This is a genomic window from Microbacterium sp. LWO13-1.2 (genome assembly GCF_038397725.1).
GTDB lineage: Bacteria > Actinomycetota > Actinomycetes > Actinomycetales > Microbacteriaceae > Microbacterium.
The window spans coordinates 3,634,496-3,659,454 of the sequence record NZ_CP151634.1 but is presented as its reverse complement, the minus strand read 5'-3'; the positions used below and the strand labels follow the sequence as shown (position 1 = coordinate 3,659,454).

Below are 24,959 nucleotides of genomic sequence, written 5' to 3'. Positions count from 1 at the left end.
GAGGGGGGTCAGCGGAGCTCTGAGATGAGCACCGCACTCGTGCCCGGCGCGGCCGCTTCGAAGATGTGCGGAGCATCGCCCGGGTACGAGAGGTAGTCGCCTGGCCGGAGGGTCACGGTTTCGCCCACGGGACCGACCTGTGCTTCGCCGGAGATCAGGATGACGTGCTCGGTCGTCCCCGGGTGGTGCGGATCGGATACCCGAGCCTTTCCGGGGTCCGCTTGGATGAGATACAGATCTCTGCGGGCGCCGGGAGGGCTGGCCGCGAGCAGCGTCGCGCTGTATGCCGCCGCCGCGGCTGGCACCCCGGCAAGATCGGCGGCGCGAATGAGCGTCGGGGCGTTGGCCTGCTGATCGACGAGTACCGCGAACGGCACATCGAGGGCGACGCCCAATGCCCAGAGAGTCTCGACGCTCGGGTTGCCCGCGCCGCTCTCGAGCTGAGAGACGGTCGCCTTCGAGATGCCGGCGCGGCGGGCGAGCTCGGAGACCGACAAGCCGGCCGACTCCCGCTCCCGCCGCAGGGTGCGAGCGATTCGAGTGCGCAGATCCTCCATGTGTTCATCATGTCAAACGATCGTTCGCTTGACTATCCGCAACGCACTGTTCAGAATGATAGACGTGCGTTCGTTTGAACGAACGCTTGTCTGTCGAAGGGAGCTGCGTGTCCGCGGAACGTGAGGTCTGGCGCGAGGCGCTGGGTGTGGTGCTCGCGACCAGCGCCTACGGCATCTCCTTCGGAGCACTCGCCGTCGCGGCCGGATTGGACGTCCTGCAGGCCTGCGTCCTGAGCCTGCTGATGTTCACCGGCGGGTCGCAGTTCGCCTTCGTCGGGGTGTTCGCGGCCGGGGGCCTTGCCGCCCTGCCCTCCGCGGTCGCGTCCGCCGCACTTCTGGGCGTCCGCAACGTCGCCTACGGGATGCGGATGTCGCCCGTCGTCGGGGGAGGCGCCTGGCGGCGCGCCGCCGCCGCGCACTTCACGATCGACGAGTCCACCGCGGTCGCGATCTCGCAGAACGATCCGCGTCTGCGACAGGTCGGGTTCTGGGTCACCGGGATCGGGATCTTCCTGGGGTGGAACGCCACGACGCTCATCGGTGCTCTCGTCGGAGATGTGCTCGGGGATCCGAAGACCTGGGGGCTGGATGCCGCGGCCGCCGCGGCGTTCCTGGCGCTGCTGTGGCCGCGTTTGAAGCAGCGTCAGGCCATCGCCGTCGGCATCGCGGCTGCTGTCGTCGCCGCCGCATTCACCCCGTTCCTGATGCCGGGACTGCCGGTGCTCGTCGCCGCGATCGTCGCTATCCTCGTCGGCTGGTTCAACTGGCTCGGCCGTGCTGAACCCGCCGCGGCGGCGACGAACGCCTCGGAGGTGCCGCGATGAGCGTGTGGAGCGCGATACTTCTCGCCGCGCTGATCTGTCTGGCGCTCAAGGCGATCGGCTACCTCGTGCCGCCGAAGGCGCTCGAAGCGCCGCGTCCGGCCCGCATCTCCGACCTGCTCACCGTCGGGCTGCTCGCCGCTCTCGTGGCCGTGCAGACGCTCGGCGACGGCCAGGCGGTCATCGTCGACGCCAGGGTGCCTGCGCTCCTCGTGGCAGCAGGGCTCCTGTGGCTGAAGCAGTCGTTCCTCGTCGTCGTGTTCGCCGCGGCGCTGGTGGCAGCGCTGCTCCGTCTGGCAGGCCTCGCGGCCTGAACGTTCGGCCCGAGTAGAATTCTGAGGTGCGCATCAGCTGGATCTCCCGAGTTCTGTCGTGGATCGCCGCGGCACTCGTCGGCGGTGTCTATGGCGTCGCCGGAACGATCGGGCACAGCCTGATGTGGGGGCCGATCCCGGTGGGCCTCATCATCGGCGCGATCGCCTGCGCCGCGATTCTCATCGCGATCCGAGCGCTCACCCACGATCGCGGCGCGACTCTCGCGGCGGGCCTCGGAATGATCGGAACGCTCGTGCTCATCTCGGGCGTCGGTCCCGGCGGTTCCGTCGTCGTGGAGGACACCCTCTCCGGGCGTATCTGGACGTACATCGTGGCGGGGCTCGTGCTCCTCGCCGTCGCCTGGCCCTCATTCTCTCGTCTGCAGGTGCGCACGCATGCGGAGCAGGCCCCCGTCGCGGAATCGCCGGAGCAGGCGCCGCTCATCACTGCCGTGCCCCTTGATCCGGGTGTTCGGAGATCTGCGTCCAGCCACGAGTCGTAGACTGGAGCGGTGACGTATGTGATCGCTCTGCCGTGTGTCGATGTGAAGGATCGTGCTTGCATCGACGAGTGCCCCGTGGACTGCATCTATGAGGGGGAGCGTTCGCTGTACATCCATCCGGATGAATGCGTGGACTGCGGTGCCTGTGAACCGGTGTGTCCGGTCGAGGCGATCTACTACGAGGACGATCTCCCCGAGGAGTGGGCCGACTACTACAAGGCGAATGTCGAGTTCTTCGACGAGATCGGTTCCCCTGGTGGCGCGGCCAAGACGGGCGTCCTCGCCTTCGACCACCCGATCATCAGTGCTCTCCCGCCGCAGGGCGAGTAAGTGAGCATCCGCGACCTCGCAGATTATCCGTGGGACGCCGTCGCTCCGTACCGGGAGCGCGCATCTCAGCATCCGCAGGGGATCGTCGATCTCTCCATCGGTTCCCCGGTCGACCCCACGCCTGAGATCATCCGCCGCGCGCTCGCCGAGGCCACCGATGCGCACGCCTACCCTCAGACTGTCGGCACGCCGGCCCTGCGTGAAGCCATCGTCGACTGGTATGCGCGCCGCCGCGGCGTGCCGGATCTCACCGTCGACAACGTGCTCCCGACGATCGGATCCAAGGAACTCGTCGCACTGCTGCCGACGCTCCTCGGCCTCGGCGAGGGTGACATCGTCGTGCACCCCCGCGTGGCCTACCCCACGTATGAGGTCGGTGCGCGCGTCGCAGGCGCGACGCCGTTGCCGGCCGATGACCCAGCGGAATGGCCGGATGGCACCAAGCTCATCTGGATCAACACGCCGGGCAACCCGGACGGACGGACGTGGTCGATCAGCGAGCTCACCGCCGCGGTGAAACGTGCTCGCGAACTCGGAGCCGTGCTCGCGAGCGACGAATGCTACGCAGAACTCGGCTGGGACGGCCCCTGGGCCACCGAGCCGGTGCCCTCGGTGCTCGACCCCCGAGTCACCGGCGGCAGTCGGGCCAACCTGCTCAGCGTGTACTCCTTGAGCAAGCAGTCGAACCTGGCCGGATACCGGGCGGCGTTCCTCGCCGGCTGCGCTCGGAACGTCGGTGAACTGCTCATGGCCCGCAAGCACCTCGGCCTGATGCCGCCCGCTCCGGTGCAGCATGCCATGGCCGTCGCCTTGAGGGATGACGAGCACGTCGCTGCGCAGAAGGAGCTGTACCGCGAGCGGCGCGACCTCCTTCGTCCGGCTGTGGAGGCTGCGGGCTTCCGGGTCGATGGCTCTGAGGCAGGCCTGTACCTGTGGGCCACCGAAGGCCGTGATGCATGGGAGTCGATGCAGCGACTCTCCGAACTCGGCATCCTGGCGGGTCCCGGCCCGTTCTACGGTGCGAGCTCCGGAGAGCACGTGCGACTCGCGCTGACCGCGCCGAGCGAGCGAGTCGTCGAAGCAGCGCGGCGTCTGCTTGGCGGAAATCTGTAGGATCTCTCCCGCCTGAGCGATGTCTCTTGGCGGATGTCACAGTAGGCCGATGCGGCTACTAGGCTGTAAAAGCGATTCGGCTGTGACCCGGCCTGACGCTCTGCGTCGTGACATCGCCCTGATTTTTTTGACTGAAGTCGAGAGACCTACGTGCAAGACACCTATGAGGAGGTCCGCGTGAGCGCAGCGGCAGACCAGCAGGCCACAGCGAAGCTGACGATCGGTGAGACCACCGCAGAGTTCCCCCTGGTGCGCGGCACCGCAGGGCATAACAGCATCGACTTCTCCACGCTGACCCGCCAGACCGGCTACACCGGGCTGGACTACGGCTTCGTCAACACGGCCTCGACGAAGTCCGACATCACCTTCATCGACGGTGACAAGGGCATCCTGCGCTATCGCGGATATCCGATCGAGCAGCTCGCGGGCAACACGAATTACCTCGAAGTCGCCTGGCTGCTCATCTACGGCGAGCTGCCGTCGGCATCCGAGCTGGCGGAGTTCGACGAGAAGATCCGCCGCCACACGCTGCTGCACGAAGATCTCAAGCACTTCTTCCAGGCGCTGCCGGACAACGCGCACCCGATGGCGGTGCTCTCCTCCGCGGTGGCTGCCCTTTCGACGTACTACCAGCAGGAATCCGACCCGGCGAACCCCGAGCACGTCGAGCTGAACATGGTCCGGATGCTCGCGAAGCTTCCCGTCATCGCCGCGTACGCGCACAAGAAGAGCATCGGTCAGGCGTTCCTCTACCCGGACAACTCGCTGAGCTTCGTCGACAACTTCCTGAAGCTGAACTTCGGCGTGCATTCCGAGCCCTACGAGATCAACCCGGTGATGTCGAAGGCGCTCGAGCTGCTGCTCATCCTGCACGAAGACCACGAGCAGAACGCCTCCACGTCGACGGTCCGCCTCGTCGGGTCCACCGGAGCGAATCAGTTCGCGTCGATCTCGGCGGGCATCCAGGCCCTCTCCGGACCCCTGCACGGCGGTGCGAACGAGGCCGTGCTGACGATGCTCGGCCAGATCCGCGACTCGGGACAGAGCGTCTCGCGCTTCGTCGAGCGGGTGAAGAACAAGGAAGAGGGCGTGAAGCTGATGGGCTTCGGGCACCGGGTGTACAAGAACTACGACCCGCGCGCCAAGCTCGTGAAGGAGGCGGCTCGCGAGGTTCTCGCCGAGCTCGGGGTCACCGATCCGCTTCTGGATCTCGCCCAGGAGCTCGAGGAGCTCGCACTCGCCGACGACTACTTCCGCGAGCGTCGGCTGTACCCGAACGTCGACTTCTACACCGGCGTCATCTACAAGGCGATGGGTTTCCCGACCCGCATGTTCACCGTGCTGTTCGCGATCGGCCGTCTGCCGGGCTGGCTCGCCCAGTGGCGCGAGCTGCAGAACGACCCGCAGACGAAGATCGGCCGGCCGCAGCAGCTGTACACCGGCTGGCCGGAACGGCAGTACCCGGGCCGCTGAGCCACGACCGTGCCGGTCGTCAGCGCTGAGGTCGTCGTCCCGGTGGATCCGGCGACGGCGTTCGCGGTGTCGCAGACGACAGGTCAGGTACGCCGGCGCTGGGATCGATTCATCAGCGAACAGCACTTCCTCGACGGCGCGACAGCCGCGGACAAGGACGTGCTCACCTACACCCGTCAGCGTTTCGGCTTCTCGATGGTCAGTCGCTACGTCTCGTACGCCCCGCCGACGAACGTGGGGATGGTGATGGTGGACGGTCCCTGGTTCTTCTCGAAGCTCGGCGGCGGCTGGCGCTTCACGCCCGCGCCGTCCGGCACGGGCACGCTCGCGGTGTGGAAGTACAACTTCTCCTGCCGTCCGATATGGCTCGCTCCAGTGGCCGAGTGGATCGGCGTGCGGGTGCTGGGCTTCGAGATCCGGCGGCGCATCGCCGGCTTCGCCAGGGGATGCGCAGATCCGGTCGTCCTGGAGTCCGTGCGGCGCTGAGGCCGCAGGCTCTGATCAGCGCGTTCCGAGCACGCCGGGAGACGCAGATGGCCGCCATCCTCAAAGGATGGCGGCCATGTACGACCCCGAGATGGGGAGCGAGGCTAGATCAGCGTCCCTGCGAGCTGCGACGGCCCTGGCCGCCACCCTGGCCGCGACCGGCACCCTGCGCCTGACCCTGACCGGCAGGACGGGGACGGCGGCTGCGACGGGCCGGGGGAGCGCCGGCACCGGCGGGGCGCTGCTTGGGCGCCTGACGCTGCGGCTGCTGCTGAACGATCGGCGCCGGGCGCACGTGCTCGGCACGCTGGCCGACGAGCTCGGCGACGGCACCGGCGGTGACGTCTTCGAGAGGTGCGGTGATGGATGCCTTGCGGAGAAGGTCCTTCACGTCACGACGCTGCTCGGGGAGCACGACGGTGACGACGGTACCGGCAGCGCCTGCGCGCGCGGTACGACCCGAGCGGTGCAGGTACGCCTTGTGCTCCATCGGCGGGTCGACGTGCACGACCAGGTCGACGTTGTCGACGTGCACACCGCGGGCGGCGACGTCGGTGGCGACGAGCACGCGCACGCCGCCGTCTTCCGGAGCGGACGAGAACGCGCCCAGGTTGCGCTCACGCGCGTTCTGGGACAGGTTGCCGTGCAGATCCACAGCCGGGATGCCGGCGGCGGTCAGCTGCTTGGCGAGCTTCTTCGCCTGGTGCTTGGTGCGGGTGAACAGGATGCGGCGGCCGGTGCCGGACGCGAGTTCGCGGACCAGGGTCGTCTTGTTGTCGGTGGAATCGACGACGAGCACGCGGTGCGTCATCTCGCCGACCGGCACGCTGGACTCGTCGACCTCGTGGCTGACCGCGTTCGACAGGAACCGGCGAGCGAGGGTGTCGATACCGCGGTCCAGCGTGGCGCTGAACAGCAGACGCTGTCCGCCGGCCGGAGTCGCGGTGAGGATGCGGGTGACACCGGGCAGGAAGCCGAGGTCGGCCATGTGGTCGGCCTCGTCGAGCACGGTGATCTCGACGGCGTCGAGGTGCACGACCCGCTGCTTCATCAGGTCTTCGAGACGGCCGGGGCAGGCGACGACGATGTCGACGCCGCTGCGGAGTGCCTGCTCCTGCGGGCGCTGGCTGACGCCACCGAACACGGTGGTGACGCGGAGGCCGGCTGCTGCCGCGAGCGGCGCGATGGTCGCTGCGATCTGGGTGGCGAGCTCGCGGGTCGGAGCGAGCACGAGGCCGCGCGGGTGGCCGGCGCGGCTGGAGCGGGACGACGCCGCGAGACGGGCGACGAGCGGAAGCGCGAAGGCGATGGTCTTGCCACTGCCGGTGCGGCCGCGGCCGAGGAGGTCACGGCCGGCGAGGGAGTCGGGGAGGGTGTCGCGCTGGATGGCGAACGCCTCGGTCTTGCCATCTGCAGCAAGGACTGCAGCGAGATCGGCGGGCACGCCGAGGTCGAGGAAGGAAGTCATAGATGTATCTCCGTGAGTGCACACGCAACAGAGGCGCTGTGCGGGAAGGTGGGCGACGGCGCGGGATCGCGCATCGTTTCGCCGTTCGAAAAGGCCAGAACCAGCAAGTGGCGCGGGAGCGTGTCGACGACGCAGACGTCTCGCTCTCGCGAGAGGCATCCCTATGAGACTAGCACGGGGTGTCAGACGTACCCTGTGCGCCCCGCCAGCAGCCCAGCGGAAGTACAGGCCTGCGGGGGCTGTCAGGCGTGCAGCGCCTCGTTCAGGGTGACGCCGACGCCTGCGCGGTGCTTCGCCTCGATCGCACCCGTGACGGAGTTGCGCCAGAACAGGAGACCGTTGCGGCCGCTCAGCTCGCCGGCCTTCACGACGCGCTTGCCGCCGTCGGCGGTGTTGGGGCCGTCAGCCAGGAGGACCTTGGAGCCCGCCGTGACGTAGAGACCGGCCTCGACGATGCAGTCGTCGCCGAGCGCGATGCCGATTCCGGCGTTCGCGCCCAGCAGCGACCGCTCGCCGATCGAGACCCGCACGGTGCCGCCGCCGGAGAGGGTGCCCATGATCGATGCGCCGGCGCCGATGTCGCTGTCCGCCCCGACGACGACGCCCTGCGAGATGCGTCCCTCGACCATGGCGGCGCCGAGCGTTCCGGCGTTGAAGTTCACGAAGCCCTCGTGCATCACGGTCGTGCCGGGGGAGAGGTGCGCTCCCAGGCGTACTCGCGAGGCATCTGCGATCCGCACGCCGGCCGGCAGGACGTAGTCGGTGAGCCGAGGGAACTTGTCCAGTCCCTGCACCTGGATGCCGGCACGTTGCAGTAGCGGTCGCAGGCGGGCGGCATCGCTCGGGTGCATCGGCCCTGCGCTCGTCCACGCGACGTTCGGGAGGTGTCCGAAGATCCCGTCGAGGTTCAGCTCGTTCGGGCGCACCACGAGGTGGGAGAGGGCGTGCAGACGCAGGTAGGCATCGGCCGTCGAAGCGGGTGCGGCATCCAGATCGATCTGCAGCTGCACGACCTCGACGGTGACGTTGCGCCGCTCGTCGGGCTCGGCCAGCGCCTCCCAGGTGACAACCGCTGCGGCGGCATCCGCTGCGTTCAACGGGCCGGAGCCGACTTCGGGGAACCAGGCATCCAGGACGGTGCCGTCGCCGGCGATGGTGGTGAGGCCGACTCCCCAGGCAGTGCGCGCTTCTGTCATGCCTCAACGCTACCGAATCCACGACAGTAGGCTGGAACGCATGCCGCTCGACCTGACCGCGTCCTCCGTCGATCTCACTCGCGCGATCTGCGACATCCCCAGCGTCTCCGGTGAGGAGCAGACGCTGGCCGACGCGATCGAGGCGGCCGTCGCGCCGCTGGCGCACCTCGAAGTGATCCGCCATGGAAACACCATCGTCGCCCGCACCGATCTCGGCCGCGCCCAGCGCGTCGTGATCGCGGGGCACATCGACACCGTCCCGATCAACGCGAACCTGCCGACTCGCGATGTCGAGATCGACGGCGAGGCCTTTCTCTGGGGGCGAGGCACCGTCGACATGAAGTCCGGGACCGCCGTGCAGCTGAAGCTCGCCGCCGAGCTCGTCGACCCCGTGATCGATATCACCTGGATGTGGTACGACAACGAAGAGGTCGAGGCGTCGAAGAACGGGCTCGGCCTTCTGGCTGCGGTTCGCCCTGACCTGTTCGCTGCGGACTTCGCGATCCTCGGTGAGCCGTCCAACGGCGAGGTCGAGGGCGGCTGCAATGGCACGCTGCGTGCGATCGTGCGCACTGTCGGCGTGCGTGCGCACAGCGCCCGTGCCTGGGTCGGTGACAACGCCATCCACCGTGCGGCTCCCATCCTCAGCCGGCTGGCCGAGTACCAGGCCCGCGAGATCCCCGTGGACGGATTGCTGTACCGCGAGAGTCTCAGCGCCGTGCGCATCGCCGGTGGTGTGGCCGGCAATGTCATCCCGGACGCGTGCGAGGTCGAGGTGAACTACCGCTTCGCCCCGAACAAGAACGCGGCAGAGGCCGAGGCGCACGTGCGCGGCGTTCTCGCCGGCTTCGAAGTGGAGATCACGGATGCCGCCGAGGGCGCCCGTCCGGGGCTGGACGCGCCGATCGCCCAGGAGTTCGTCGCTGCTGTCGGCGCCGAACCGCGGCCGAAATACGGGTGGACGGATGTTGCCCGGTTCTCGGCCCTCGGCATCCCCGCGGTGAACTACGGACCCGGCGACCCGCACCTGGCTCATCACGATCAGGAGCGCGTTCCGCTCGCCCAGATCGATGCCGTGGAGCGGGGACTCCGCGCGTGGCTCACGGCCCGCTGATCGGAGCCGCCCGACGCTGGGCGCAGATTCCCGTCGTCGCGCGTATCGCCGTCGTCTATGTGTCCGCACGGTTGGTGACGACCGGTCTGCTTCTGCTCGCCGCGTCGTTGTCGACGCCGCTCTCCCGGTTCGGGGCGGATGCGGGGCTCGTCGACTTCGTCCTCGGCTGGGACGCGCAGTGGTATTGGTCGGTCGCCGAGTACGGCTACCCGGGGGAACTGCCGCTGACGGAGTCCGGTGAGGTTGCTGAGAACACCTGGGCGTTCATGCCCGTGTACGCATACGCAGCGAAAGCGCTGGGGCTCCTCTTCGGGTCCTGGGGTGCTGGCGCGCTTCTCGTCTCGTTGGTGGCCGGGTTCCTCGCCTGCCTCGCGCTGCATCGGCTGCTCCGCGACAGGATCGGTGCCTCGGCCGCCATGTGGGCGGTCGTGTTCTTCGCCGCGGGCCCGCTCGGAGCGCTGTTCCAGGTCGGCTACGCGGAGACGCTCTTCCTGCTCTTCCTGTTCCTCGCTCTGGATGCCGTGGCCCGGCGCCGTTTCTGGCTGCTGTATCTCCTCGTTCCGGTGATGGCCTTCACGCGTCCAGGCATTCTCGCGTTCGCGCTGTACCTCGGCCTCTACGGAATCCTCCGCTGGGTCCGCCGCCGTGAGGATCCGCTGCCGGTTCGCGAGATCGTTCACATCGTCGCGCTCGGCGCCCTCGCCACCGCGACCGGCTTCGGCTGGCAGGTGATCGCGGGGCTCGTGACCGGGGACGCCGGTGCCTACCTCGCCACCGAGCTCGCGTGGCGGCGCAACTGGGTCTCCGGCGGCGCCTCGGGGTTCGTGCCGTTCGATGGATGGATCCAGGCGGCGCAGTTCTGGTTCGGCCAGTGGGGGATGCCGCCATGGTGGGGCCTCATCGCCCTCATCGTGCTGGTGGCCGCCTTCGGTGTCGCCCTGTTGCGATCGCGCCACGTGAGGGCGCTCGGCGCCGATCTGCGATTGTGGAGCCTGAGCTACGCGCTGTACCTGCTGGCGGTGTTCTTCCCGCAGTCGAGCACGTTCCGGTTGCTCATTCCGCTCAGCCCGCTGTGGGGAGCAATCGCCGTTCCGCGGTCGCGCCCCTGGCGGCTCGGGGTCCTGGCGGCGGTTCTGCTCGGCCAATGGCTCTGGATCTACCACGTCTACGCCCTCGGCAACACGTTCTGGCAGGTGCCCTGAACGTTAAGGGTTGATGCATTTCTTCACATGTGACGTCCGGGCGTCGGCGACACCCGATAAAGTTAATCCATACGACCGAGGGAAAGGAGCCACGATGGCAGCGATGAAGCCAAGAACCGGAGACGGACCGATGGAGGCCGTGAAGGAGGGGCGACTCATCATCGTGCGTGTCCCGCTTGAGGGCGGCGGCCGTCTGGTTGTCTCCGTGAACGATGCAGAGGCCAAGGAGCTTCACGACGTGCTGGCAGCCGTCGTGACGCCGGCCTGACGAAATCCCCATCCGCGCGAGCGGATGCAGAAGGGGCAGCGGATCAATGATCCGCTGCCCCTTCTGTGCGTGTGGTTCGCCGGTGGTCAGGTGCGGTCGCCGATGCTGACCAACTGGAGCAGTCCTTCGCCCGCGGGTGATACCGCCGCGAGCACGGCCGAGGACTCCTGAGTCTCCTGGATGAGCGAGCGATAGGCGGCGGTGACGGCGTCGCGCTGCACGGGATCTGCGACGCGGCCGCCGGCGAGGACACGGGGGACGAGCACCAGTCCGCCGTTGCGCGCCAGGCGCAGGCCGTGCTCGACGTACTCGATCACGTTCTCGGCATCCGCGTCGACGAGCACGATGTCATAGGAGGCTTCGTTCATCCGCGGCAGCACATCGGCCGCGCGGCCGGTGATGAATCGTGCCCTGGTCGAGGGGACCTTTGCGTCGGCGAACGCCTGGCGTGCCGCGGCGAGATGCTCCGGCTCGTTGTCGATCGAGGTCAGCACCGCCTGCGGCGCACCGCGCATCAGCCACAGTCCGGACACTCCGGCTCCGGTGCCGATCTCGACGATCGACCGAGCGCCGGTGGCTGCGGCCAGCACGGCGATCTGCGCTCCGACGGCCGCACTGATCGGGGACGCCCCCAATTCCACGGCATGGGCGCGTGCACGGGCGATCGCGTCCGGTTCGACGATGGATTCACGGATGAAACGTGCGTTCGCGTCGTGCTCGCTCATGGCCTGATTCTCCCGTTGATCGTCATCCTGTTTCCAGGGTATGTGCACGGTGTGTGCGGCGAGGGCAGGCGCGGCGGTAGCCTGGGCATATGACATTCGGGCTCACCTTCGAGAAGCTCCTGCTGATCGGTCTGATCGCGGTGATGATCATCGGTCCTGAGCGCCTCCCCAGGGTCGCTGAGAACTTCTCCAAGTTCGTGCGGCGCGCCGGTCTCTTCCTGCGCGACACGAAGTCCAAGGTGCGCGAGGAGATGGGTCCGGAGATCGACGACGTCGACTGGCGCAAGCTCGATCCACGTCAGTACGATCCTCGCCGCATCATCAGGGACGCCCTGCTCGAGGACGACTCGAAGCCGGCTGCGGCCGCAACCACGGTCGCCATCGCGGAGCCCGTGCCTGAGCCGGTGGCTCCTCGTCGTTCGCAGATCAGCCCTGCCTTCACCGGCGGCAATCCACCGCCGTTCGACGTCGAGGCCACGTGAGCCCATCCGCTCACAGATCCGGGTTCACCGATCGGGATCATGTAGCGCTCGGCGCTGCGGTCGTCGCGCTGCTCGCCGGGATTCTGATCTGGACGCTGTGGGTGCTGCCGATCGTGTCTTCCGTGGAGGAGGCCCCGTCGAGTCCCCTCGGGCGCACTGTGCCGGTCGATCTTGACGAGGGTGCGCGCTCCGGCGTCTGGGCCAGTGGAATCTCGCCTGCGCTCGGCTCGACCCGCTGCACCGTGATCGCACCGGACGGCGTCGAGTTGCCGTTGCGTGGTGCGCCGTCTCTGACCTGGGACGACACGCTGTGGTGGATGACTCCGCGGCGGGGGTTCGAGCAGGTCGTGCAGTTCACGGCGTCCGTCTCCGGAGTCCACGACGTGACGTGCGTGGACTCGCTCGGCACGTACGACGGCGAGTTCCTTGTTGCGGGGGACACTTTCGGCGGCGGGGAGCTCGGTCTCGGCCGTACGGGATCGAACGGTTTCGCGATCGGGACGGTGCTGGCGTTCTGCGCCGTCGTCCTGCCGTTGTTCTCGGTGCTGCTCCCGTTGGTGATCGGCCTCAGAGTGGCGTTCACCCGCCGTGCCTCAGGGCGTCGGACCGCCGTCAGCTGAGGGACATCGGAAGAGAGCGACCGGCGAGGCCACGGCCCTGCGCGGAAAGCGTTCTCGCGAGGTTGAGAATCGCGCCCGCAGCGGCATCCGTCGGGTCGGCCGTGACCACCGGGATGCCGGCGTCACCGCCCGTGCGCAGAGCCGGGCTGAGCGGAATCGACGCGAGCAGGGGGACAGGAGCACCCGGCTCGGAGAGAGCCTCGGCGACCGCGGCGCCGCCGCCGGATCCGAACAGATCGATGACGGTGCCGTCGGGCAGCGCGAAGGCGGCCATGTTCTCCACGACGCCGATGACCCGCTGGCCGGTCTGTCTGGCCACCAGTCCACTGCGGATCGCCACCTCGGATGCGGCGGTCTGGGGCGTCGTGACGACGAGCACCTCGGCGTGCGGGAGCAGCTGACCGATCGAGATCGCGATGTCGCCGGTACCGGGCGGCATGTCGATGAGGAGAACGTCGAGGTCTCCGAAGAAGACGTCGGTGAGGAACTGCGTGACGGTGCGGTGCAGCATCGGTCCGCGCCAGGCGACGACGGCTTCGCCGTCGCGCAAGAACATCCCGATCGAGATCGTCTTCACGCCATAAGCGACCGGCGGCAGCATGAGATCGTCGATGCGGGTCGGCTGGGTTCCGGCCGGGATGCCGAGGAGCCCCGGGATTGAGAAGCCGTGCACATCGGCATCCACGAGACCGACGGCCAATCCCTGTTCAGCGAGTGCGACGGCGAGATTTGCGGTGACAGTGGACTTGCCGACGCCGCCTTTGCCGCTGGAGACCAGGATCACACGAGTGAGCGACTCAGGGCCGAACGGCATCTGCCTGGCGGGTCGCCCGTCGCGCAGCTTCTCGGTCAGCGCCTTCCGCTCGACCGGCGTCATCACGCCGACCTCGACGATGACCTCTGCGATCCCGGGAACTGATGCCGCGGCCCGATGTACATCCGATTCGATGCGCTGCGCTGCGGGGCATCCTGCGATCGTCAGCACGATTCCCACATGCGCGCGGTCGCCGTCCACCGCGATCTCCCGCACCATGTCGAGGTCGCCGATCGGACGGCGGAGCTCCGGATCGGTGACCGCGGCGACGGCTGCCCTGACCCGATCGGCCGCCGTCATGACGGGGTACCGCCGGACGGTGCCTTCGGATCGGAATCCTCGAGTTCCGCCAGCAGCGCCTTCAGCTCCTGGCGCAGCACGTCACGGGTCACGGTCTGCGAGTTGCGCTCCTCGAGCGACATCCGCAGAGCCACGATCTCGCGGGCGAGGTACTCGGTGTCGGCGAGATTCCGCTCCGCGCGCTGGCGATCCTGTTCGATCTGCACGCGGTCGCGGTCGTCCTGACGGTTCTGCGCCAGCAGGATCAGCGGGGCAGCGTAAGACGCCTGCAGAGAGAGCATCAGCGTGAGGGCGGTGAAGCCGTTCGCGGCGGCATCGAAGCGCCAGTTCTCGGGCGTCAGTGTGTTCCAGATGATCCACAGCACGCAGAACAGTGACAGCATCACCAGGAAGGCGGGCGTGCCCATCGCGCGCGCCACCCACTCGGTGAACCGGCCGAAGCGGTCGCGTGAAGTGGGCCGCTGCCGTGTGGTGCTGCGACCGAGGGGCGTGCCGCGGCCGAGAGGCGCATCGAGGCGCGCGGAGCGAGCCATCAGCGCGTCTCCTTTGCTTCGGTCTTCTCATCGGTGTCGTGGCTGCGCCAGTCGTCCGGCAGCAGGTAGTCGAGCATGTCGTCGATGCTGATCGCACCGACGAGACGGTGCGCCGCGTCGATTACCGGCAGCGAGACGAGGTCGTAGCTCGCGAGCATGCGGGCGACCTCCATGGCGGATGCCGTGACCGATACCGTCTCCAGGCTGTCGTCCATGATCGCTCCCAGCCGCTCGTGCGGCGGGTAGCGCAGCATCCGCTGGAAGTGCACGACGCCGAGGAGTCGTCCCGTGGGCGTCTCGAATGGCGGCAGCGTCACGAACACCGCCGCGGCGAGAGCCGGGTGCAGCTCGTGTCGACGGATCAGCGCAAGCGCTTCGGCGACGGTCGCGTCGGCCGAAAGGATGATCGGCTCGGGGGTCATCAGGCCACCCGCCGTATCCGGGCCGTATCGGAGCAGCATCCTGACGTCCTCGGCCTCCTCCGGCTCCATCAGCTCGAGCAGCTGCTCGAGTCGGCTGGAGGGAAGCTGAGCCAGCAGGTCGGCTGCGTCATCCGGATCCATCTGGTCGAGGATGTCGGCAGCGCGCTCGTCTCCGAGCTGGTCGAGGATGTGCACCTGCTCGTCTTCGGGCATCTCTTCGAGTGCATCGGCGAGACGGTCGTCGGAGAGTTCCTCCGCGACCTCGAGCATGCGCTTCTCCGGCAGGTCGAGGAGGGTGTTGGCGAGGTCGGCAGCATGGAGCTCGGAGTACGAGGCGACGAGCTGCTCGGCCGACTGCGATTCGCCGGGGGCGCGCTCCTCGGCCACTTCGCTCCACGCGGCGAAGGTCGTCGGTCCCTTCGCGAACGGAGAAGCGCTGGTCTTCGGGCGGCGCAGGAAGAGCTGGCTGACGGCCCATTCGCCGAGGCGGTTCGGTTCGATCGCGACGTCTTCGATGACGGCGTTGCCGCTGCCGTCGGCGAAAGACACTCTGCGGCCGAGCATCTCCGCGAGCACGCGTACTTCACCTGCCCGCGGCTGGAACCTGCGCACGTTGATGAGGCCGGTGCTGATCACCTGGCCGGAGCGGATGGAGGTGACTCGTCCGATGGAGAGGAAGACGTGTCGTCTTCCCGGGATCTCCACGACGAGGCCGATCACACGAGGGGCGCCGGTACTTCGGTACACGATGACGACGTCACGGACTTTGCCGAGCCGGTCGCCAGCGGGGTCGAAGACAGCGCACCCGGCCAGGCGCGCGGCAAAAACCCGTTGTGTGCTCACGGTTCCCAGCGTAGTGCGCGTGCCTTCGGCGCGCGGCCGGATCGACGGTTCCCAGTACGCCCATCAGCGGGCGTGGAAGAATGGACCAATGAGCATGCTGAACCGTCCGGCCAACGGCACCGATACCGGCGAGACCGTCGCCTCGATGCGCGAATACGAGGCCGCCCAGAAGACGGTGTCCAAGCTGATCGCGGGGGAGGTGCCCGCGAGGGACATCGCGATCATCGGGCAGAGCGTGAGGACGGTCGAGCGGGTGACCGGGCGACTGGGCTACGCGGCCGCCGCACGCTCGGGGGCGATCAACGGCGTGCTCATCGGTCTCTTCCTCGCCGCGATCCTGGTGATCGGCCAGCCCGAGGTGCCGATCCAGCTCTTCGTCGGTTTCGTCCTCATCGGTGTCGCCGTCGGCATGCTGCTGAGCCTCATCACCTATGCGATCGTGCGTCGTCGCCGCGACTTCGCGAGCATCACCCAGTTCGCCGCCGATCACTACGAGGTGACGGTGATGCCGTCGTCTCTCGCGAAGGCCCGTCAGGTGCTGGGTGCCGTCACGCCGCAGACGACGCGTCCGCCGATGAATCTCGACGAGCCGCCTCGTTACGGCGAGCGTGTTGTACCCGGCGCGACTCCGGTGGCGCCGTCGCCCGGAACCGATCCCGGCGCCGAGGGGTACGTCGTCCCCCCGCGTCCGGCGGCTCCGATGTATGGCGAACGAGTGGTGCCCGCCTCGACGGATGCTCCGGCACCCGCACCCGTACCCGCACCGGCTCCAGCAGAAGCGGCCCCGGCGGTTCCGACCGCTGCGGTCGAGACTTCATCCGCGCCGGCAGCGGAGGAAGCCGCGGCTCCCGAGAGCGAGAGCCCTCGTCCGGCCGGGCGTGAGAGCGCAGCGGACTCCTGACCTCCCGATGAATCCGTTCCGCTTCGACGTGACGCTGCCCACGGGCGCGGTCGAGGTGTCGGCGGTGTGGGGCGAGGGAACCGGCCGCGGCACGGTGCTGATCGCCCACGGCGCGGGCACCGGAATGGACCATCCTTTCCTCACTGGATACGCTTCGGCACTCGGTGAGCTCGGATTCTCGACGTTGCGCTTCAACTTCCCTTATGTGGAACTGGGGCGACGGATGCCGGGTCCGGCCGCGCACGCGATCGCGACCTGGAACGCCGCGGTGGCCTGTGCACGCGATCGGGGTTCGCAGGAGTCGTTGTGGGCGACCGGCAAATCCTACGGCGGTCGGATGGCCTCGATGGCCGTCGCCGAAGGGCTTGCCGTGGATGGTCTTGTCTATCTGGGGTATCCGCTGCATGCACCAGGCAAACCGGAGAAGCCGCGCGCCGAGCATCTTCCCGCGATCAGTGTGCCGCAGTTGTTCATCGAGGGGACCAACGACCCGTTCATCCAGCCGCTGACGCAGTTCGAAGAGGTCGTCGAGAGCTGCCAGGACGCGCGAGTGGCGTGGATCGACGGCGGCGGGCACACGTTCGAGGTGAAGGGGCGCAAGCGCCCAGCATCCGATATCGGGGCATCGCTCGCGCCGTTCGTGGCGGACTTCGCCGGGCGCCAGGGATGAGTCTGAAAGGGCTTCATCACGTCGAGATCTGGGTCGCCGAAGTCGAGGAGGCCGCGCCGTCGTGGGGCTGGCTGCTGTCCGCGCTCGGATTCGAATGCATCGCGGAGTGGCCGCAGGGGCAGACCTGGGATGCCGGCGGCGCGTACCTGACCCTGACGACGTCGCCGAATCTCTCCTCGCCCGATCATGACCGCCGCCGGCCCGGGGTGAATCACCTCGCGTTCTGGGGCAGCTCTCGTGCGGAGGTCGATGCGACCATGTCCGACGCCTCGGCGCACGGGTGGCGGGCGCTGTACCAGGAGCGTTATCCGCACGCCGGTGGCCCGGATCACTATGCCGGTTGGCTGGAGAACACCGCCGGGTTCAAGGTCGAAGTGGTGGCAGACGGGAGCTGAGGTTTCAGTCGCGCACTTACGGAATCAGCGCGCCCAGCTCCGCATCCTCGAGCAGCCGGTGCAGCGTCGACAAGCCGAGAGCACTCATCTCCGGATTCGACTCCTCGTAGTACCAGACCAGGCCCATCGCCTGCTGCAGCGCCCACGCGGCTCCGCGGAACCACTCGGTGTTCCCGGCGCCGACACGTTCCCGCACCACGCGTCGCGCTGGACCGTCGAAGAGGTGCCATGCGGCGACGAGGTCGAGTCCGGGGTCCGTGGGGCCGAAGGCCCCGCCGTCCAGCACGCCGGCGAGTCGATCGGCGCCGGTGCTATCGGAGACGAGCAGATTCGGCGGGGTCAGGTCGCGGTGGCTCATCACATCCGAGCCCGATCGCGGCAGGTCGTGCAGCACCGCCCACAACCGCTCCGCGTGCGGCACGTCGATCAGGTGCGCGCTCTGCGCGAAGCAGTGCACCATCCATTCGTCGTGGTCGCGCAGAGATCCGCCCCGACCCCGACCGTCGAAGACTCGGCCACCCTGGTCGAGCCTGCGCAGCGAGGTGATGAGGGTTGCGACGTCCTCGGCCAGCGATGCCGATGACGCGTGCCGGTCGGGCCGAGCGACCTCACCCGGTACCCAGGTCTGCACCGACCAGGCGGACGGGTACTCCGCAGTCGCCTCGCCGGCGCCGAACGGCTGCGGCGACGGGAACGCACTCGCGCTCGAGAACTCCGTCAGCGCCGCTGCTTCCGCGACCAGCTCCGCCGGCGCAGTGGCCTGCAACGGGAAACGTGCGACGAGATCCTCGCCGATGCGCATGATCGTGTTCACGGTTCCGGCCGTGCGCACACGTCGCACCGGCAGCGCAGCCAACGACGGGAACTGCGCGGCGATCAGCCGACGGGCGAGATCCTCGTCGACGTCGAGTTGATTCTCGTGCATCGGTTGCTGCTCAACGTCCGGCTTGCTGCTGAATGAACGACTTGCTCACCCCGACAACCCGCTCATCATGCCTGCAACCGCTTGATCCACGCCTCCACGTCGTCGGCAGTACGCGGAATCTCTGCCGACAGGTTCACCGGGCCGTCTTCGGTCATCAGGATGTCGTCCTCGATGCGCACGCCGATTCCACGCAGTTCGGCCGGTACCGTCAGGTCGTCGATCTGGAAGTAGAGTCCCGGCTCGATCGTGAAGACCATGCCCGGCTCGAGGATTCCGTCGTAGTACATCTCGCGGCGTGCCTGCGCGCAGTCGTGCACATCGATTCCGAGATGATGCGACGTGCCGTGCACCATGTAGCGGCGGTGCTGGCCTCCCGCATCCGCATCCAGCGCCTCCTCGGCGCTCACCGGAAGCAGTCCCCACTCGGCGACGCGTGCAGCGATCACCTGCATCGCGGCCTCGTGCACCGTGCGGAACCGAACGCCGATGCGCGCGGCCGCGAACGCCGCATCGGCGGCTTCCACGACGGCGTCGTACACCCGGCGCTGCACATCGGTGAACGTGCCCGATACCGGCAGGGTCCTCGTGATGTCGGCTGTGTACAGGCTGTCGGCCTCGACGCCGGCATCGACGAGGATCAGATCGCCGGGGACCACCGTGCCGTCATTGCGCGTCCAGTGCAGGTAGCAGGCGTGCGGACCGGATGCGGCGATCGTGTCGTATCCCTCGCCGTTGCCCTCTTCTCGAGCGCGGCGGTGGAAGACACCCTCGACGACGCGCTCGCCGCGGGCATGCACCGATGCTTCGGGGAGCGCAGCGATGATGTCATCGAAGCCACGTGCGGTGATGTCGACCGCCCGGCGCATCTCCGCGATCTCGAAGTCGTCCTTGACCAGGCGCAGCTCGGAGACGAAGCTGTCCAGCGCGGCATCCGAATCGAGCACCAGCTCGCCCTCGACGGACGAGAACTCGTCGAGGTGCGCGGTGGCGACGGCGAGATCCGCGGCGACGCCGGCGAGCGACGGGCGGGGGCCGATCCAGAATTCGCCGACCGTGGCGTCGGCGTAGAACTCCGTCGTCGTGCGGTCAGCCCGCTCGCGGAAGTACAGCGTCACGTCGTGGCCGTCGGCGGACGGCTCGAAGACGAGGACGGAATCGGGCTCGGCATCCGACGCCCACCCGGTCAGGTGCGCGAACGCGGAGTGCGCACGGAATACGTAGTCGGTGTCGTTGCTGCGCTGCTTGAGCGATCCGGCCGGGATGACCAGGCGCTTTCCGGGGAACGCGGCGGACACCACAGCGCGACGTGCGGCGGCGTACGGCGCCTGCGCGCGCGGTGTCGGCAACGACTCCGGGCGTTCAGCCCATCCGGTGGAGATGGTGTCGAGGAAGCCCCGGGGGAACGGCTGCTTGCGGTTCGTGGTGCTGGTCTCGGCGGCGGGCTCTGCGATCGTGTCGCGCTCTCCAGTGCTCATCCGACCAGTCTCTCACCTGCCGGACGATCGTGGGAGTCAGCCCACGGGCTCGAGCTGGACGACCATCCCGCGGTGATCGCTGCCGCCGGCGTCCTCGAAGATGAGAGAGCCGGTGGGACGCCAGTTCGGCGAGGCCATCACATGATCGATCGGCGCGCCGGCGAGTGCGGGGAGCGAACTCGGCCACGTGCCGACGAGGCCGTTGCCGGTGCGCGATGCCACGTCGCGGCAGTACCCCATGTCGCCGCCGTCGACGCCGAATGGGGCCATGTGGTCGACGGTCGCGTTGAAATCACCGGCGAGGATGACATCTCCCTGTGGGCACTGGTCGGCGATCCACTGCAGATCGGATCGCCAAAGATCCATCTCCTCGAGCCGGGGTGCGACCGCGTGGACGGCGACGATCGTCGGACCCTCCCCGTCGACAGGCATCAGCACGGCGCTCGGCACCGAGCCGGTGTTGCTCGAACCGTCCTCGGACGACTGGATCACGGAGTAATCGCCCAGTTCCGGGGAGACGAGCACGGTCGTCTGCCAGGACTGCGGCCCGTCGGGTACGTCCGGTCGGTACTGCACGTGATGCACCCACATCGGATACCCCTGATCGCGCAGCAGGATCGCGATGCTCTCACCGACGGACTGCGAGGTCTCCGGCAACGAGACGATGTCGGCGCTCTGCGCGAGGATCTGCGTGGCGATCTCGTCGGCAGATACTGCTTCTCCTGCGGTGTTCCAGGTCAGCACCCGGATGCTGGAATCGGTCTTCTCCGGGAGTGAGGAGTCGCCGAAGCCGCGGGTCGCGCCGATGATCCCGGTTGCGCCGGCGCCGAGCAGGGCGACGATCAACACCGAAGCGGCGAAGCCGCGCAGCGGGCGCACGAGGAGCAGCAGCAGCGAGAGCACGGCGACCGCCAGGAATCCGCCCAGCACCAGCCCTCGCGCTGCGACGAGCTGCGCGAACGGGTACGTCTGCTCGAGACGGAAGAACTGCGGCCAGACCACGATCGCAGTCGCGATCGCGAGAAGCAGCGTGAGGAGGATCCCGAGGAGACGAAACATCCCCTCAAGCCTAGGAGGAGAGCCTGTGAAGTCCCTGCCGCGGCGCCGGTCGCGCCCGGTGTCGTCCGCGCTCGCTACGCTCAGAGGATGGCCGCTGATCCGTCGCATCGATTCGCGGGTCCCGCCGACCTGCATCTGCACTCCAACCACTCCGACGGGACCGAGGCGCCGGCCGAAGTGATGCGTCAGGCGCATGCGTACGGCGTCCGCACCGCAGCCCTCACCGATCACGATCGCACCACCGGGTGGGACGAGGCGGCGACGGCCGCGGGCGAGCTGGACATGACCTTCATCCCGGGGATGGAACTCTCCGCGAAGCACGAGTGGCGCAGTGTGCACGTGCTCGGCTACCTCTTCGATCCGGACGATGCCGCGCTGCGCGTCGAGACCGACCGCATCCGCGGCGACCGGATCGGGCGGGCTGAACGGATCGTCCGCAACATCTCACGCGACTACGACCTGCACTGGGACGACGTCCTCGCACAGACGATGCTGGATGCGACGGTGGGTCGCCCGCACATCGCTGATGCGCTGGTGGCCCGAGGCATCGTCCGCGACCGGACCGAGGCTTTCGACGGCATCCTGCATCCGCGCGAGGGTTACTACGAGCCGCACTACGCACCCGACCCTCTCACGGCAGTGCGACTGATCACCGAAGCCGGGGGAGTGGCCATCATCGCGCACCCCGTGACGTCTGGTCGCGACAGGATGATGCCGGTGCCGTTCATCGAGAAGCTGATCGCGGCGGGACTCGGCGGCTTCGAGATCGATCACCGGGAGAACACGGCCGCCGGCAAGAAGATGCTGCACGAGATCGCAGCGAAGCACGACCTCATCATCACGGGATCAAGTGATTACCACGGCACCGGCAAACCGAATCGGCCTGGCGAGAACACCACGTCCGAAGACATGGTGGCTCGGCTCATCGATCGGGCGACGGGCTCGGCGCCGCGATACGCCTGAGGGGCGGATGCTGCACAGCATCCGCCCCTCAGGTCATGTCGTTCAGGCGCCGGTCGGCGCTCCGGCACCAGTGCCGCCGCGGCGACGGCGACGGCGGCGAGCGGGAGCCGGCTTGCCGTCGTGGTGTTCCTTGCCTGCACCGTCGTGGGTGCCGGCGCCGGGCTCAGCGGCCTCATGCGCGGCGACGCCTGCGTCATCGGAAGAGCTCGCGGACGAGCCTGATTCCGTGCCCTCGGCGAAGGTGGATCCGACCTTCTCGGCACCGCCGCGACGGCGACGGCGACGGCGCGTCCCGCCCTCGTCGGTGCCCTGCTCGGCGGCATCCACTGCGCGCTCCGGTCGCGGGGTGCGCTGCGTCTTCGGAGCCTCAGCCTTCGGTGCCGTCGTCAGCCGGCCCTTCGTCCCCGCGGGGATGTCGAGGTCTTCGAAGAGGTGCGGGCTCGACGAGTAGGTCTCGACAGGCTCAGGCTGGCCGAACTCGAGAGCGCGGTTGATGAGGGCCCACTTGTGCATGTCCTCCCAGTCGACGAAGGTGACCGCGATGCCGGTCTTGCCGGCGCGGCCGGTGCGACCGGCGCGGTGCAGGTACGTCTTGTCCTCGTCCGGGATGGTGTGGTTGATCACGTGCGTGACGTCATCGACATCGATGCCGCGCGCGGCGACGTCGGTGGCGACCAGCACGTCCCGCTTGCCGGCCTTGAAAGCGGCCATCGAGCGCTCGCGCTGCTCCTGGCCCATGTCGCCGTGGACACCGCCGACGTTGAAGCCGCGGTCGCCCAGCTCGTCGACCAGCCGCTGCGCCGCACGCTTAGTGCGGGTGAAGATCACGGTCTTGCCGCGGCCCTCTGCCTGCAGGATGCGACCGATGACCTCGTCCTTGTCCATCGAGTGCGCCCGGTACACGAGGTGCTTGATGTTCGCCTGCGTGAGACCCTCGTCGGGATCGGTCGCGCGGATGTGGATCGGGTTGCTCATGAACCGGCGGGCGAGTGCCACGATCGGGCCAGGCATGGTCGCCGAGAACAGCTGCGTGTGACGGACTGCCGGCACCTTCTGGAAGATCTTCTCGATGTCGGCGAGGAAGCCGAGGTCGAGCATCTTGTCGGCCTCGTCGAGCACGACCTGGGTTGCGTTCGACAGGTCGAGCAGACGCTGACCGGCGAGGTCGATCAGACGACCGGGCGTGCCGACGACGATCTGCGCGCCGGCCTTCAGCTGGTCGATCTGTCCTTCGTAGGCCTTGCCGCCGTAGATTGCGACGACGCTGGTTGCGCGGTTGCTGGTGAGCAGGTCCATGTCTTCGTACACCTGCACCGCGAGTTCGCGGGTCGGCACGACGATGAGCGCCTTGACGCCGTGCGACGGGTTCAGGCCGAGGCGCTGCACGACCGGGATGCCGAAGCCGAAGGTCTTGCCGGTGCCCGTCTTGGCCTGGCCGATGATGTCCTGGCCGGGAAGGCCGAGGGGGATGGTCTGCTCCTGGATGGGGAACGCGTCGATGATGCCCTTGGAAGCGAGCGCTTCGACGATGTCCTGATCGACGCCGAGATCAGCGAAAGTAGTCAATTCTTCAGATGCCTGTCCGGCGAGCCTTGCAGAGCGCAGTGCTCGCCACGAAAACGGATCCACGCCGTCTCTTCTGCCACAGGCGCGGGGCCCCACTCCACTGGCGGGACGTGACCAGCCTACCCGAGGGGGTCGGAACACCGGGGATCAGCGGTGAGCTTGGGTAGTCTGGGCGCATGGTCGACTGGTTCTGGAAGCGCAAGGCTCCGCGGCGCACACTGACGCTTCGCAGTCGAGGCGATCAGGGTGATGCGACGAGGGTCGACTTCGCCGAACTCGCCCCTGAACTCAATCGCTTCCTCGGTCAGGCCGCGTACCTGCAGCTCGGCTACTTCGAGACGCTCACGCGACTGATCCGCGCCACCCCGGAGCTCTCCGAGAAGGAAGCGCTGTCGCGAGCGGCCGGCGCGGCCCTCAGCAAGCATCGTGCGATCGTCGATCTGATCGCATCTCGCGGCGACGATCCGACGCAGCTGATGCTGCCGTTCCGTGAGCACCTCGACGCGTTCCGCCGGAAGACGATCGGCGCGCGCCCGCGTGAGACCCTCCTGGCTGTCTACATCACCGCAGGAATGCTCGACGACTTCTACCTCGCGCTCGCCTCCAGCTATGGCGACACCGGTCGCCGGGTGGCCGACATCCTCCGGCAGGATGACGGCCGTCAGGAGATCGTGGCGATCATCCAGCTCACGATCGAGAGCGACGAGGAGTGGCGTTCGCTGCTCTCGATGTGGGCACGCCGACTCGTCGGCGACGCGCTGCTCGTGTGCCGCGCGGCCTTGCGTCCCGAACGCCTCGCGATGGACGAGGAACGCGTCGAGCCGGTCTACACCGAGCTCATGGGAGCGCACGCCCGTCGGATGGATGCGATGGGACTCGCGTCCTAGCGGATCTCCGCCGTCCGCGGAGTGGTCGCATCGGCGCGCTGCATCCGTTCCAGCTGCCTTGTCAGCCTCCACGCGATGATCAGCGGGATCGCACCGATCACGCCGAACGACATGTCGATCAGCTGCCAGCCGAGCGGAATTCCGCGGATGCCGCCGGCGATGAGCGCGAGCGGGATGATCCCGACGCAGGCGATCACCCCGAACTGCGTCACCCAGATGTTTCGCACCGGATCGATCAAGGGCCCCACGAACACCACGGCGAGCACGAGGTGCGCGAAGGCGAGCCAATCCGTGCCGTAGGCGATGAACGGGTAGCGGGTGTCGACGTCAGCCAGGGCATCCGCGACCCGATCGACCCAGGCGACGGCATCCGGGAACCAGCCCACGGCGGGGGAATCGTGCAGGACGTCGCTGGCGAATGCCAGTTCGACCCGGAGCGGGAACGCGGTGATCCCGCTGAGAACCAGCCCGATGATGAGGATCCAGATGCAGACGCGGATCCAGAACAGCGTGCGGGCCACGCTCGGCTCCGAA

Annotated in this window: 29 protein-coding genes; 17 read left to right on the top strand and 12 right to left on the bottom strand. The window is 68.1% G+C overall.

Annotated elements, in window-relative coordinates; translation table 11 throughout:
• Positions 1–8 precede the first annotated feature (8 nt).
• Positions 9–557 carry an XRE family transcriptional regulator gene (locus MRBLWO13_RS17535; protein ID WP_341975370.1) on the bottom strand — a complete coding sequence of 183 codons (549 nt, stop codon included), beginning with the start codon at positions 555–557 and terminating at the stop codon, positions 9–11.
• 107 nt (positions 558–664) lie between these two features.
• On the opposite strand from MRBLWO13_RS17535, the gene MRBLWO13_RS17530 reads away from it, so the two are divergent.
• The 7 genes from MRBLWO13_RS17530 to MRBLWO13_RS17500 all read left to right on the top strand — a co-directional run bounded on the left by MRBLWO13_RS17530 (position 665) and on the right by MRBLWO13_RS17500 (position 5,597).
• Positions 665–1,381 carry an AzlC family ABC transporter permease gene (locus tag MRBLWO13_RS17530; protein ID WP_341975369.1) on the top strand — a complete coding sequence of 239 codons (717 nt, stop codon included), beginning with the start codon at positions 665–667 and terminating at the stop codon, positions 1,379–1,381.
• A complete protein-coding gene (locus tag MRBLWO13_RS17525) occupies positions 1,378–1,692 on the top strand; it encodes an AzlD domain-containing protein (RefSeq protein ID WP_341975368.1) in 315 nt (104 codons plus the stop codon). Before MRBLWO13_RS17530 ends, MRBLWO13_RS17525 begins: the two co-directional genes overlap by 4 nt.
• A gap of 26 nt (positions 1,693–1,718) precedes the next feature.
• A complete protein-coding gene (locus MRBLWO13_RS17520) occupies positions 1,719–2,195 on the top strand; it encodes a histidinol dehydrogenase (RefSeq protein ID WP_341975367.1) in 477 nt (158 codons plus the stop codon).
• Positions 2,196–2,204: 9 nt separating this feature from the next.
• Positions 2,205–2,525, top strand: a complete 321-nt coding sequence (gene fdxA, locus MRBLWO13_RS17515) for a ferredoxin (RefSeq protein ID WP_341975366.1) — start codon at positions 2,205–2,207, stop codon at positions 2,523–2,525.
• Positions 2,526–3,638: a succinyldiaminopimelate transaminase gene (dapC, locus tag MRBLWO13_RS17510; protein WP_341975365.1), complete on the top strand. Its 1,113-nt coding sequence runs from the start codon at positions 2,526–2,528 to the stop codon at positions 3,636–3,638.
• Positions 3,639–3,815: 177 nt separating this feature from the next.
• A complete protein-coding gene (locus MRBLWO13_RS17505) occupies positions 3,816–5,111 on the top strand; it encodes a citrate synthase (RefSeq protein WP_341975364.1) in 1,296 nt (431 codons plus the stop codon).
• Between the two features lie 9 nt (positions 5,112–5,120).
• On the top strand, positions 5,121–5,597 hold the full coding sequence (locus tag MRBLWO13_RS17500; protein ID WP_341975363.1) for an SRPBCC family protein: 477 nt from the start codon (positions 5,121–5,123) through the stop codon (positions 5,595–5,597).
• 109 nt (positions 5,598–5,706) lie between these two features.
• Here the strand turns inward: MRBLWO13_RS17500 and MRBLWO13_RS17495 are convergent, their stop codons facing one another.
• Both MRBLWO13_RS17495 and dapD read right to left on the bottom strand, forming a co-directional pair.
• Positions 5,707–7,065: a DEAD/DEAH box helicase gene (locus MRBLWO13_RS17495; RefSeq protein ID WP_341975362.1), complete on the bottom strand. Its 1,359-nt coding sequence runs from the start codon at positions 7,063–7,065 to the stop codon at positions 5,707–5,709.
• A 242-nt stretch (positions 7,066–7,307) separates the two neighbouring features.
• Positions 7,308–8,261, bottom strand: a complete 954-nt coding sequence (dapD, locus tag MRBLWO13_RS17490) for a 2,3,4,5-tetrahydropyridine-2,6-dicarboxylate N-succinyltransferase (protein WP_341975361.1) — start codon at positions 8,259–8,261, stop codon at positions 7,308–7,310.
• Between the two features lie 40 nt (positions 8,262–8,301).
• On the opposite strand from dapD, the gene dapE reads away from it, so the two are divergent.
• From dapE to MRBLWO13_RS17475, 3 genes are all read left to right on the top strand, one after another.
• Complete coding sequence (dapE, locus tag MRBLWO13_RS17485) at positions 8,302–9,375, top strand: succinyl-diaminopimelate desuccinylase (protein ID WP_341975360.1); 1,074 nt, start codon at positions 8,302–8,304, stop codon at positions 9,373–9,375.
• Positions 9,357–10,577, top strand: coding sequence for a hypothetical protein (locus MRBLWO13_RS17480; RefSeq protein ID WP_341975359.1), 1,221 nt, complete (start codon positions 9,357–9,359; stop codon positions 10,575–10,577). Before dapE ends, MRBLWO13_RS17480 begins: the two co-directional genes overlap by 19 nt.
• Positions 10,578–10,671: 94 nt before the next feature.
• Entirely contained in the window at positions 10,672–10,845 is a 174-nt protein-coding gene (locus MRBLWO13_RS17475) for a DUF3117 domain-containing protein (protein ID WP_067122349.1), read from the top strand.
• A gap of 86 nt (positions 10,846–10,931) precedes the next feature.
• On the opposite strand, the gene MRBLWO13_RS17470 is transcribed toward MRBLWO13_RS17475, so the two are convergent.
• On the bottom strand, positions 10,932–11,570 hold the full coding sequence (locus MRBLWO13_RS17470; protein WP_341975358.1) for a class I SAM-dependent methyltransferase: 639 nt from the start codon (positions 11,568–11,570) through the stop codon (positions 10,932–10,934).
• Between the two features lie 89 nt (positions 11,571–11,659).
• Between MRBLWO13_RS17470 and MRBLWO13_RS17465 the strand changes: the two genes are divergently transcribed.
• Entirely contained in the window at positions 11,660–12,052 is a 393-nt protein-coding gene (locus MRBLWO13_RS17465) for a Sec-independent protein translocase TatB (RefSeq protein WP_341975357.1), read from the top strand.
• Complete coding sequence (locus MRBLWO13_RS17460; protein ID WP_341975356.1) at positions 12,049–12,672, top strand: hypothetical protein; 624 nt, start codon at positions 12,049–12,051, stop codon at positions 12,670–12,672. The genes MRBLWO13_RS17465 and MRBLWO13_RS17460 overlap by 4 nt, the downstream gene beginning before the upstream one ends.
• On the opposite strand, the gene MRBLWO13_RS17455 is transcribed toward MRBLWO13_RS17460, so the two are convergent.
• From MRBLWO13_RS17455 to MRBLWO13_RS17445, 3 genes are read right to left on the bottom strand one after another with little or no spacing between them, the layout of a single operon-like run.
• Positions 12,665–13,786: an Mrp/NBP35 family ATP-binding protein gene (locus MRBLWO13_RS17455; RefSeq protein ID WP_341975355.1), complete on the bottom strand. Its 1,122-nt coding sequence runs from the start codon at positions 13,784–13,786 to the stop codon at positions 12,665–12,667. The genes MRBLWO13_RS17460 and MRBLWO13_RS17455 overlap by 8 nt on opposite strands.
• Positions 13,783–14,319: a DUF1003 domain-containing protein gene (locus tag MRBLWO13_RS17450; protein ID WP_341975354.1), complete on the bottom strand. Its 537-nt coding sequence runs from the start codon at positions 14,317–14,319 to the stop codon at positions 13,783–13,785. The genes MRBLWO13_RS17455 and MRBLWO13_RS17450 overlap by 4 nt, the downstream gene beginning before the upstream one ends.
• Entirely contained in the window at positions 14,319–15,584 is a 1,266-nt protein-coding gene (locus MRBLWO13_RS17445; RefSeq protein WP_341975353.1) for a CBS domain-containing protein, read from the bottom strand. The genes MRBLWO13_RS17450 and MRBLWO13_RS17445 overlap by 1 nt, the downstream gene beginning before the upstream one ends.
• Before the next feature lie 88 nt (positions 15,585–15,672).
• Between MRBLWO13_RS17445 and MRBLWO13_RS17440 the strand changes: the two genes are divergently transcribed.
• The 3 genes from MRBLWO13_RS17440 to MRBLWO13_RS17430 are packed head-to-tail and all read left to right on the top strand — an operon-like array spanning position 15,673 to position 17,550.
• A complete protein-coding gene (locus MRBLWO13_RS17440; protein ID WP_341975352.1) occupies positions 15,673–16,485 on the top strand; it encodes a general stress protein in 813 nt (270 codons plus the stop codon).
• A gap of 7 nt (positions 16,486–16,492) precedes the next feature.
• A complete protein-coding gene (locus MRBLWO13_RS17435; RefSeq protein WP_341975351.1) occupies positions 16,493–17,155 on the top strand; it encodes an alpha/beta family hydrolase in 663 nt (220 codons plus the stop codon).
• Positions 17,156–17,157: 2 nt separating this feature from the next.
• The gene (locus MRBLWO13_RS17430; protein WP_341978470.1) at positions 17,158–17,550 is read left to right on the top strand and encodes a VOC family protein; all 393 of its coding nucleotides are present in this window, start codon (positions 17,158–17,160) and stop codon (positions 17,548–17,550) included.
• A 16-nt stretch (positions 17,551–17,566) separates the two neighbouring features.
• Here the strand turns inward: MRBLWO13_RS17430 and MRBLWO13_RS17425 are convergent, their stop codons facing one another.
• The 3 genes from MRBLWO13_RS17425 to MRBLWO13_RS17415 form a co-directional block, all read right to left on the bottom strand.
• Entirely contained in the window at positions 17,567–18,475 is a 909-nt protein-coding gene (locus tag MRBLWO13_RS17425) for a phosphotransferase (protein WP_341975350.1), read from the bottom strand.
• A gap of 65 nt (positions 18,476–18,540) precedes the next feature.
• Positions 18,541–19,950 carry an aminopeptidase P family protein gene (locus MRBLWO13_RS17420; protein WP_341975349.1) on the bottom strand — a complete coding sequence of 470 codons (1,410 nt, stop codon included), beginning with the start codon at positions 19,948–19,950 and terminating at the stop codon, positions 18,541–18,543.
• Positions 19,951–19,986: 36 nt separating this feature from the next.
• Positions 19,987–21,009 carry an endonuclease/exonuclease/phosphatase family protein gene (locus tag MRBLWO13_RS17415; protein WP_341975348.1) on the bottom strand — a complete coding sequence of 341 codons (1,023 nt, stop codon included), beginning with the start codon at positions 21,007–21,009 and terminating at the stop codon, positions 19,987–19,989.
• Between the two features lie 87 nt (positions 21,010–21,096).
• On the opposite strand from MRBLWO13_RS17415, the gene MRBLWO13_RS17410 reads away from it, so the two are divergent.
• Positions 21,097–21,972 (top strand): PHP domain-containing protein, encoded by an 876-nt coding sequence (locus MRBLWO13_RS17410; protein WP_341975347.1) that lies wholly within the window; start codon positions 21,097–21,099, stop codon positions 21,970–21,972.
• A gap of 42 nt (positions 21,973–22,014) precedes the next feature.
• Here MRBLWO13_RS17410 and MRBLWO13_RS17405 read toward each other — a convergent pair whose 3' ends face one another.
• Positions 22,015–23,538, bottom strand: a complete 1,524-nt coding sequence (locus MRBLWO13_RS17405) for a DEAD/DEAH box helicase (RefSeq protein WP_341975346.1) — start codon at positions 23,536–23,538, stop codon at positions 22,015–22,017.
• 176 nt (positions 23,539–23,714) lie between these two features.
• Between MRBLWO13_RS17405 and MRBLWO13_RS17400 the strand changes: the two genes are divergently transcribed.
• Complete coding sequence (locus tag MRBLWO13_RS17400) at positions 23,715–24,425, top strand: ferritin-like fold-containing protein (protein ID WP_341975345.1); 711 nt, start codon at positions 23,715–23,717, stop codon at positions 24,423–24,425.
• Here MRBLWO13_RS17400 and MRBLWO13_RS17395 read toward each other — a convergent pair.
• Positions 24,422–24,946: a hypothetical protein gene (locus MRBLWO13_RS17395; protein ID WP_341975344.1), complete on the bottom strand. Its 525-nt coding sequence runs from the start codon at positions 24,944–24,946 to the stop codon at positions 24,422–24,424. The two genes, MRBLWO13_RS17400 and MRBLWO13_RS17395, sit on opposite strands and share 4 nt — an antisense overlap.
• Between the last annotated feature and the right edge of the window lie 13 nt (positions 24,947–24,959).

Bases quoted from the DNA above. Each gene is read 5' to 3' on its own strand.
- MRBLWO13_RS17410 (WP_341975347.1), top strand. From the start codon at position 21,097: ATGGCCGCTGATCCGTCGCATCGATTCGCGGGTCCCGCCGACCTGCAT.
- MRBLWO13_RS17535 (WP_341975370.1), bottom strand. From the start codon at position 557: ATGGAGGATCTGCGCACTCGAATCGCTCGCACCCTGCGGCGGGAGCGG.
- MRBLWO13_RS17450 (WP_341975354.1), bottom strand. From the start codon at position 14,319: ATGGCTCGCTCCGCGCGCCTCGATGCGCCTCTCGGCCGCGGCACGCCC.
- MRBLWO13_RS17440 (WP_341975352.1), top strand. From the start codon at position 15,673: ATGAGCATGCTGAACCGTCCGGCCAACGGCACCGATACCGGCGAGACC.
- MRBLWO13_RS17495 (WP_341975362.1), bottom strand. From the start codon at position 7,065: ATGACTTCCTTCCTCGACCTCGGCGTGCCCGCCGATCTCGCTGCAGTC.
- MRBLWO13_RS17420 (WP_341975349.1), bottom strand. From the start codon at position 19,950: ATGAGCACTGGAGAGCGCGACACGATCGCAGAGCCCGCCGCCGAGACC.
- MRBLWO13_RS17455 (WP_341975355.1), bottom strand. From the start codon at position 13,786: ATGACGGCGGCCGATCGGGTCAGGGCAGCCGTCGCCGCGGTCACCGAT.
- MRBLWO13_RS17475 (WP_067122349.1), top strand. From the start codon at position 10,672: ATGGCAGCGATGAAGCCAAGAACCGGAGACGGACCGATGGAGGCCGTG.
- MRBLWO13_RS17415 (WP_341975348.1), bottom strand. From the start codon at position 21,009: ATGTTTCGTCTCCTCGGGATCCTCCTCACGCTGCTTCTCGCGATCGCG.
- dapD (WP_341975361.1), bottom strand. From the start codon at position 8,261: ATGACAGAAGCGCGCACTGCCTGGGGAGTCGGCCTCACCACCATCGCC.
- dapE (WP_341975360.1), top strand. From the start codon at position 8,302: ATGCCGCTCGACCTGACCGCGTCCTCCGTCGATCTCACTCGCGCGATC.
- MRBLWO13_RS17425 (WP_341975350.1), bottom strand. From the start codon at position 18,475: ATGCACGAGAATCAACTCGACGTCGACGAGGATCTCGCCCGTCGGCTG.
- MRBLWO13_RS17400 (WP_341975345.1), top strand. From the start codon at position 23,715: ATGGTCGACTGGTTCTGGAAGCGCAAGGCTCCGCGGCGCACACTGACG.
- MRBLWO13_RS17435 (WP_341975351.1), top strand. From the start codon at position 16,493: ATGAATCCGTTCCGCTTCGACGTGACGCTGCCCACGGGCGCGGTCGAG.
- MRBLWO13_RS17525 (WP_341975368.1), top strand. From the start codon at position 1,378: ATGAGCGTGTGGAGCGCGATACTTCTCGCCGCGCTGATCTGTCTGGCG.
- MRBLWO13_RS17465 (WP_341975357.1), top strand. From the start codon at position 11,660: ATGACATTCGGGCTCACCTTCGAGAAGCTCCTGCTGATCGGTCTGATC.
- MRBLWO13_RS17470 (WP_341975358.1), bottom strand. From the start codon at position 11,570: ATGAGCGAGCACGACGCGAACGCACGTTTCATCCGTGAATCCATCGTC.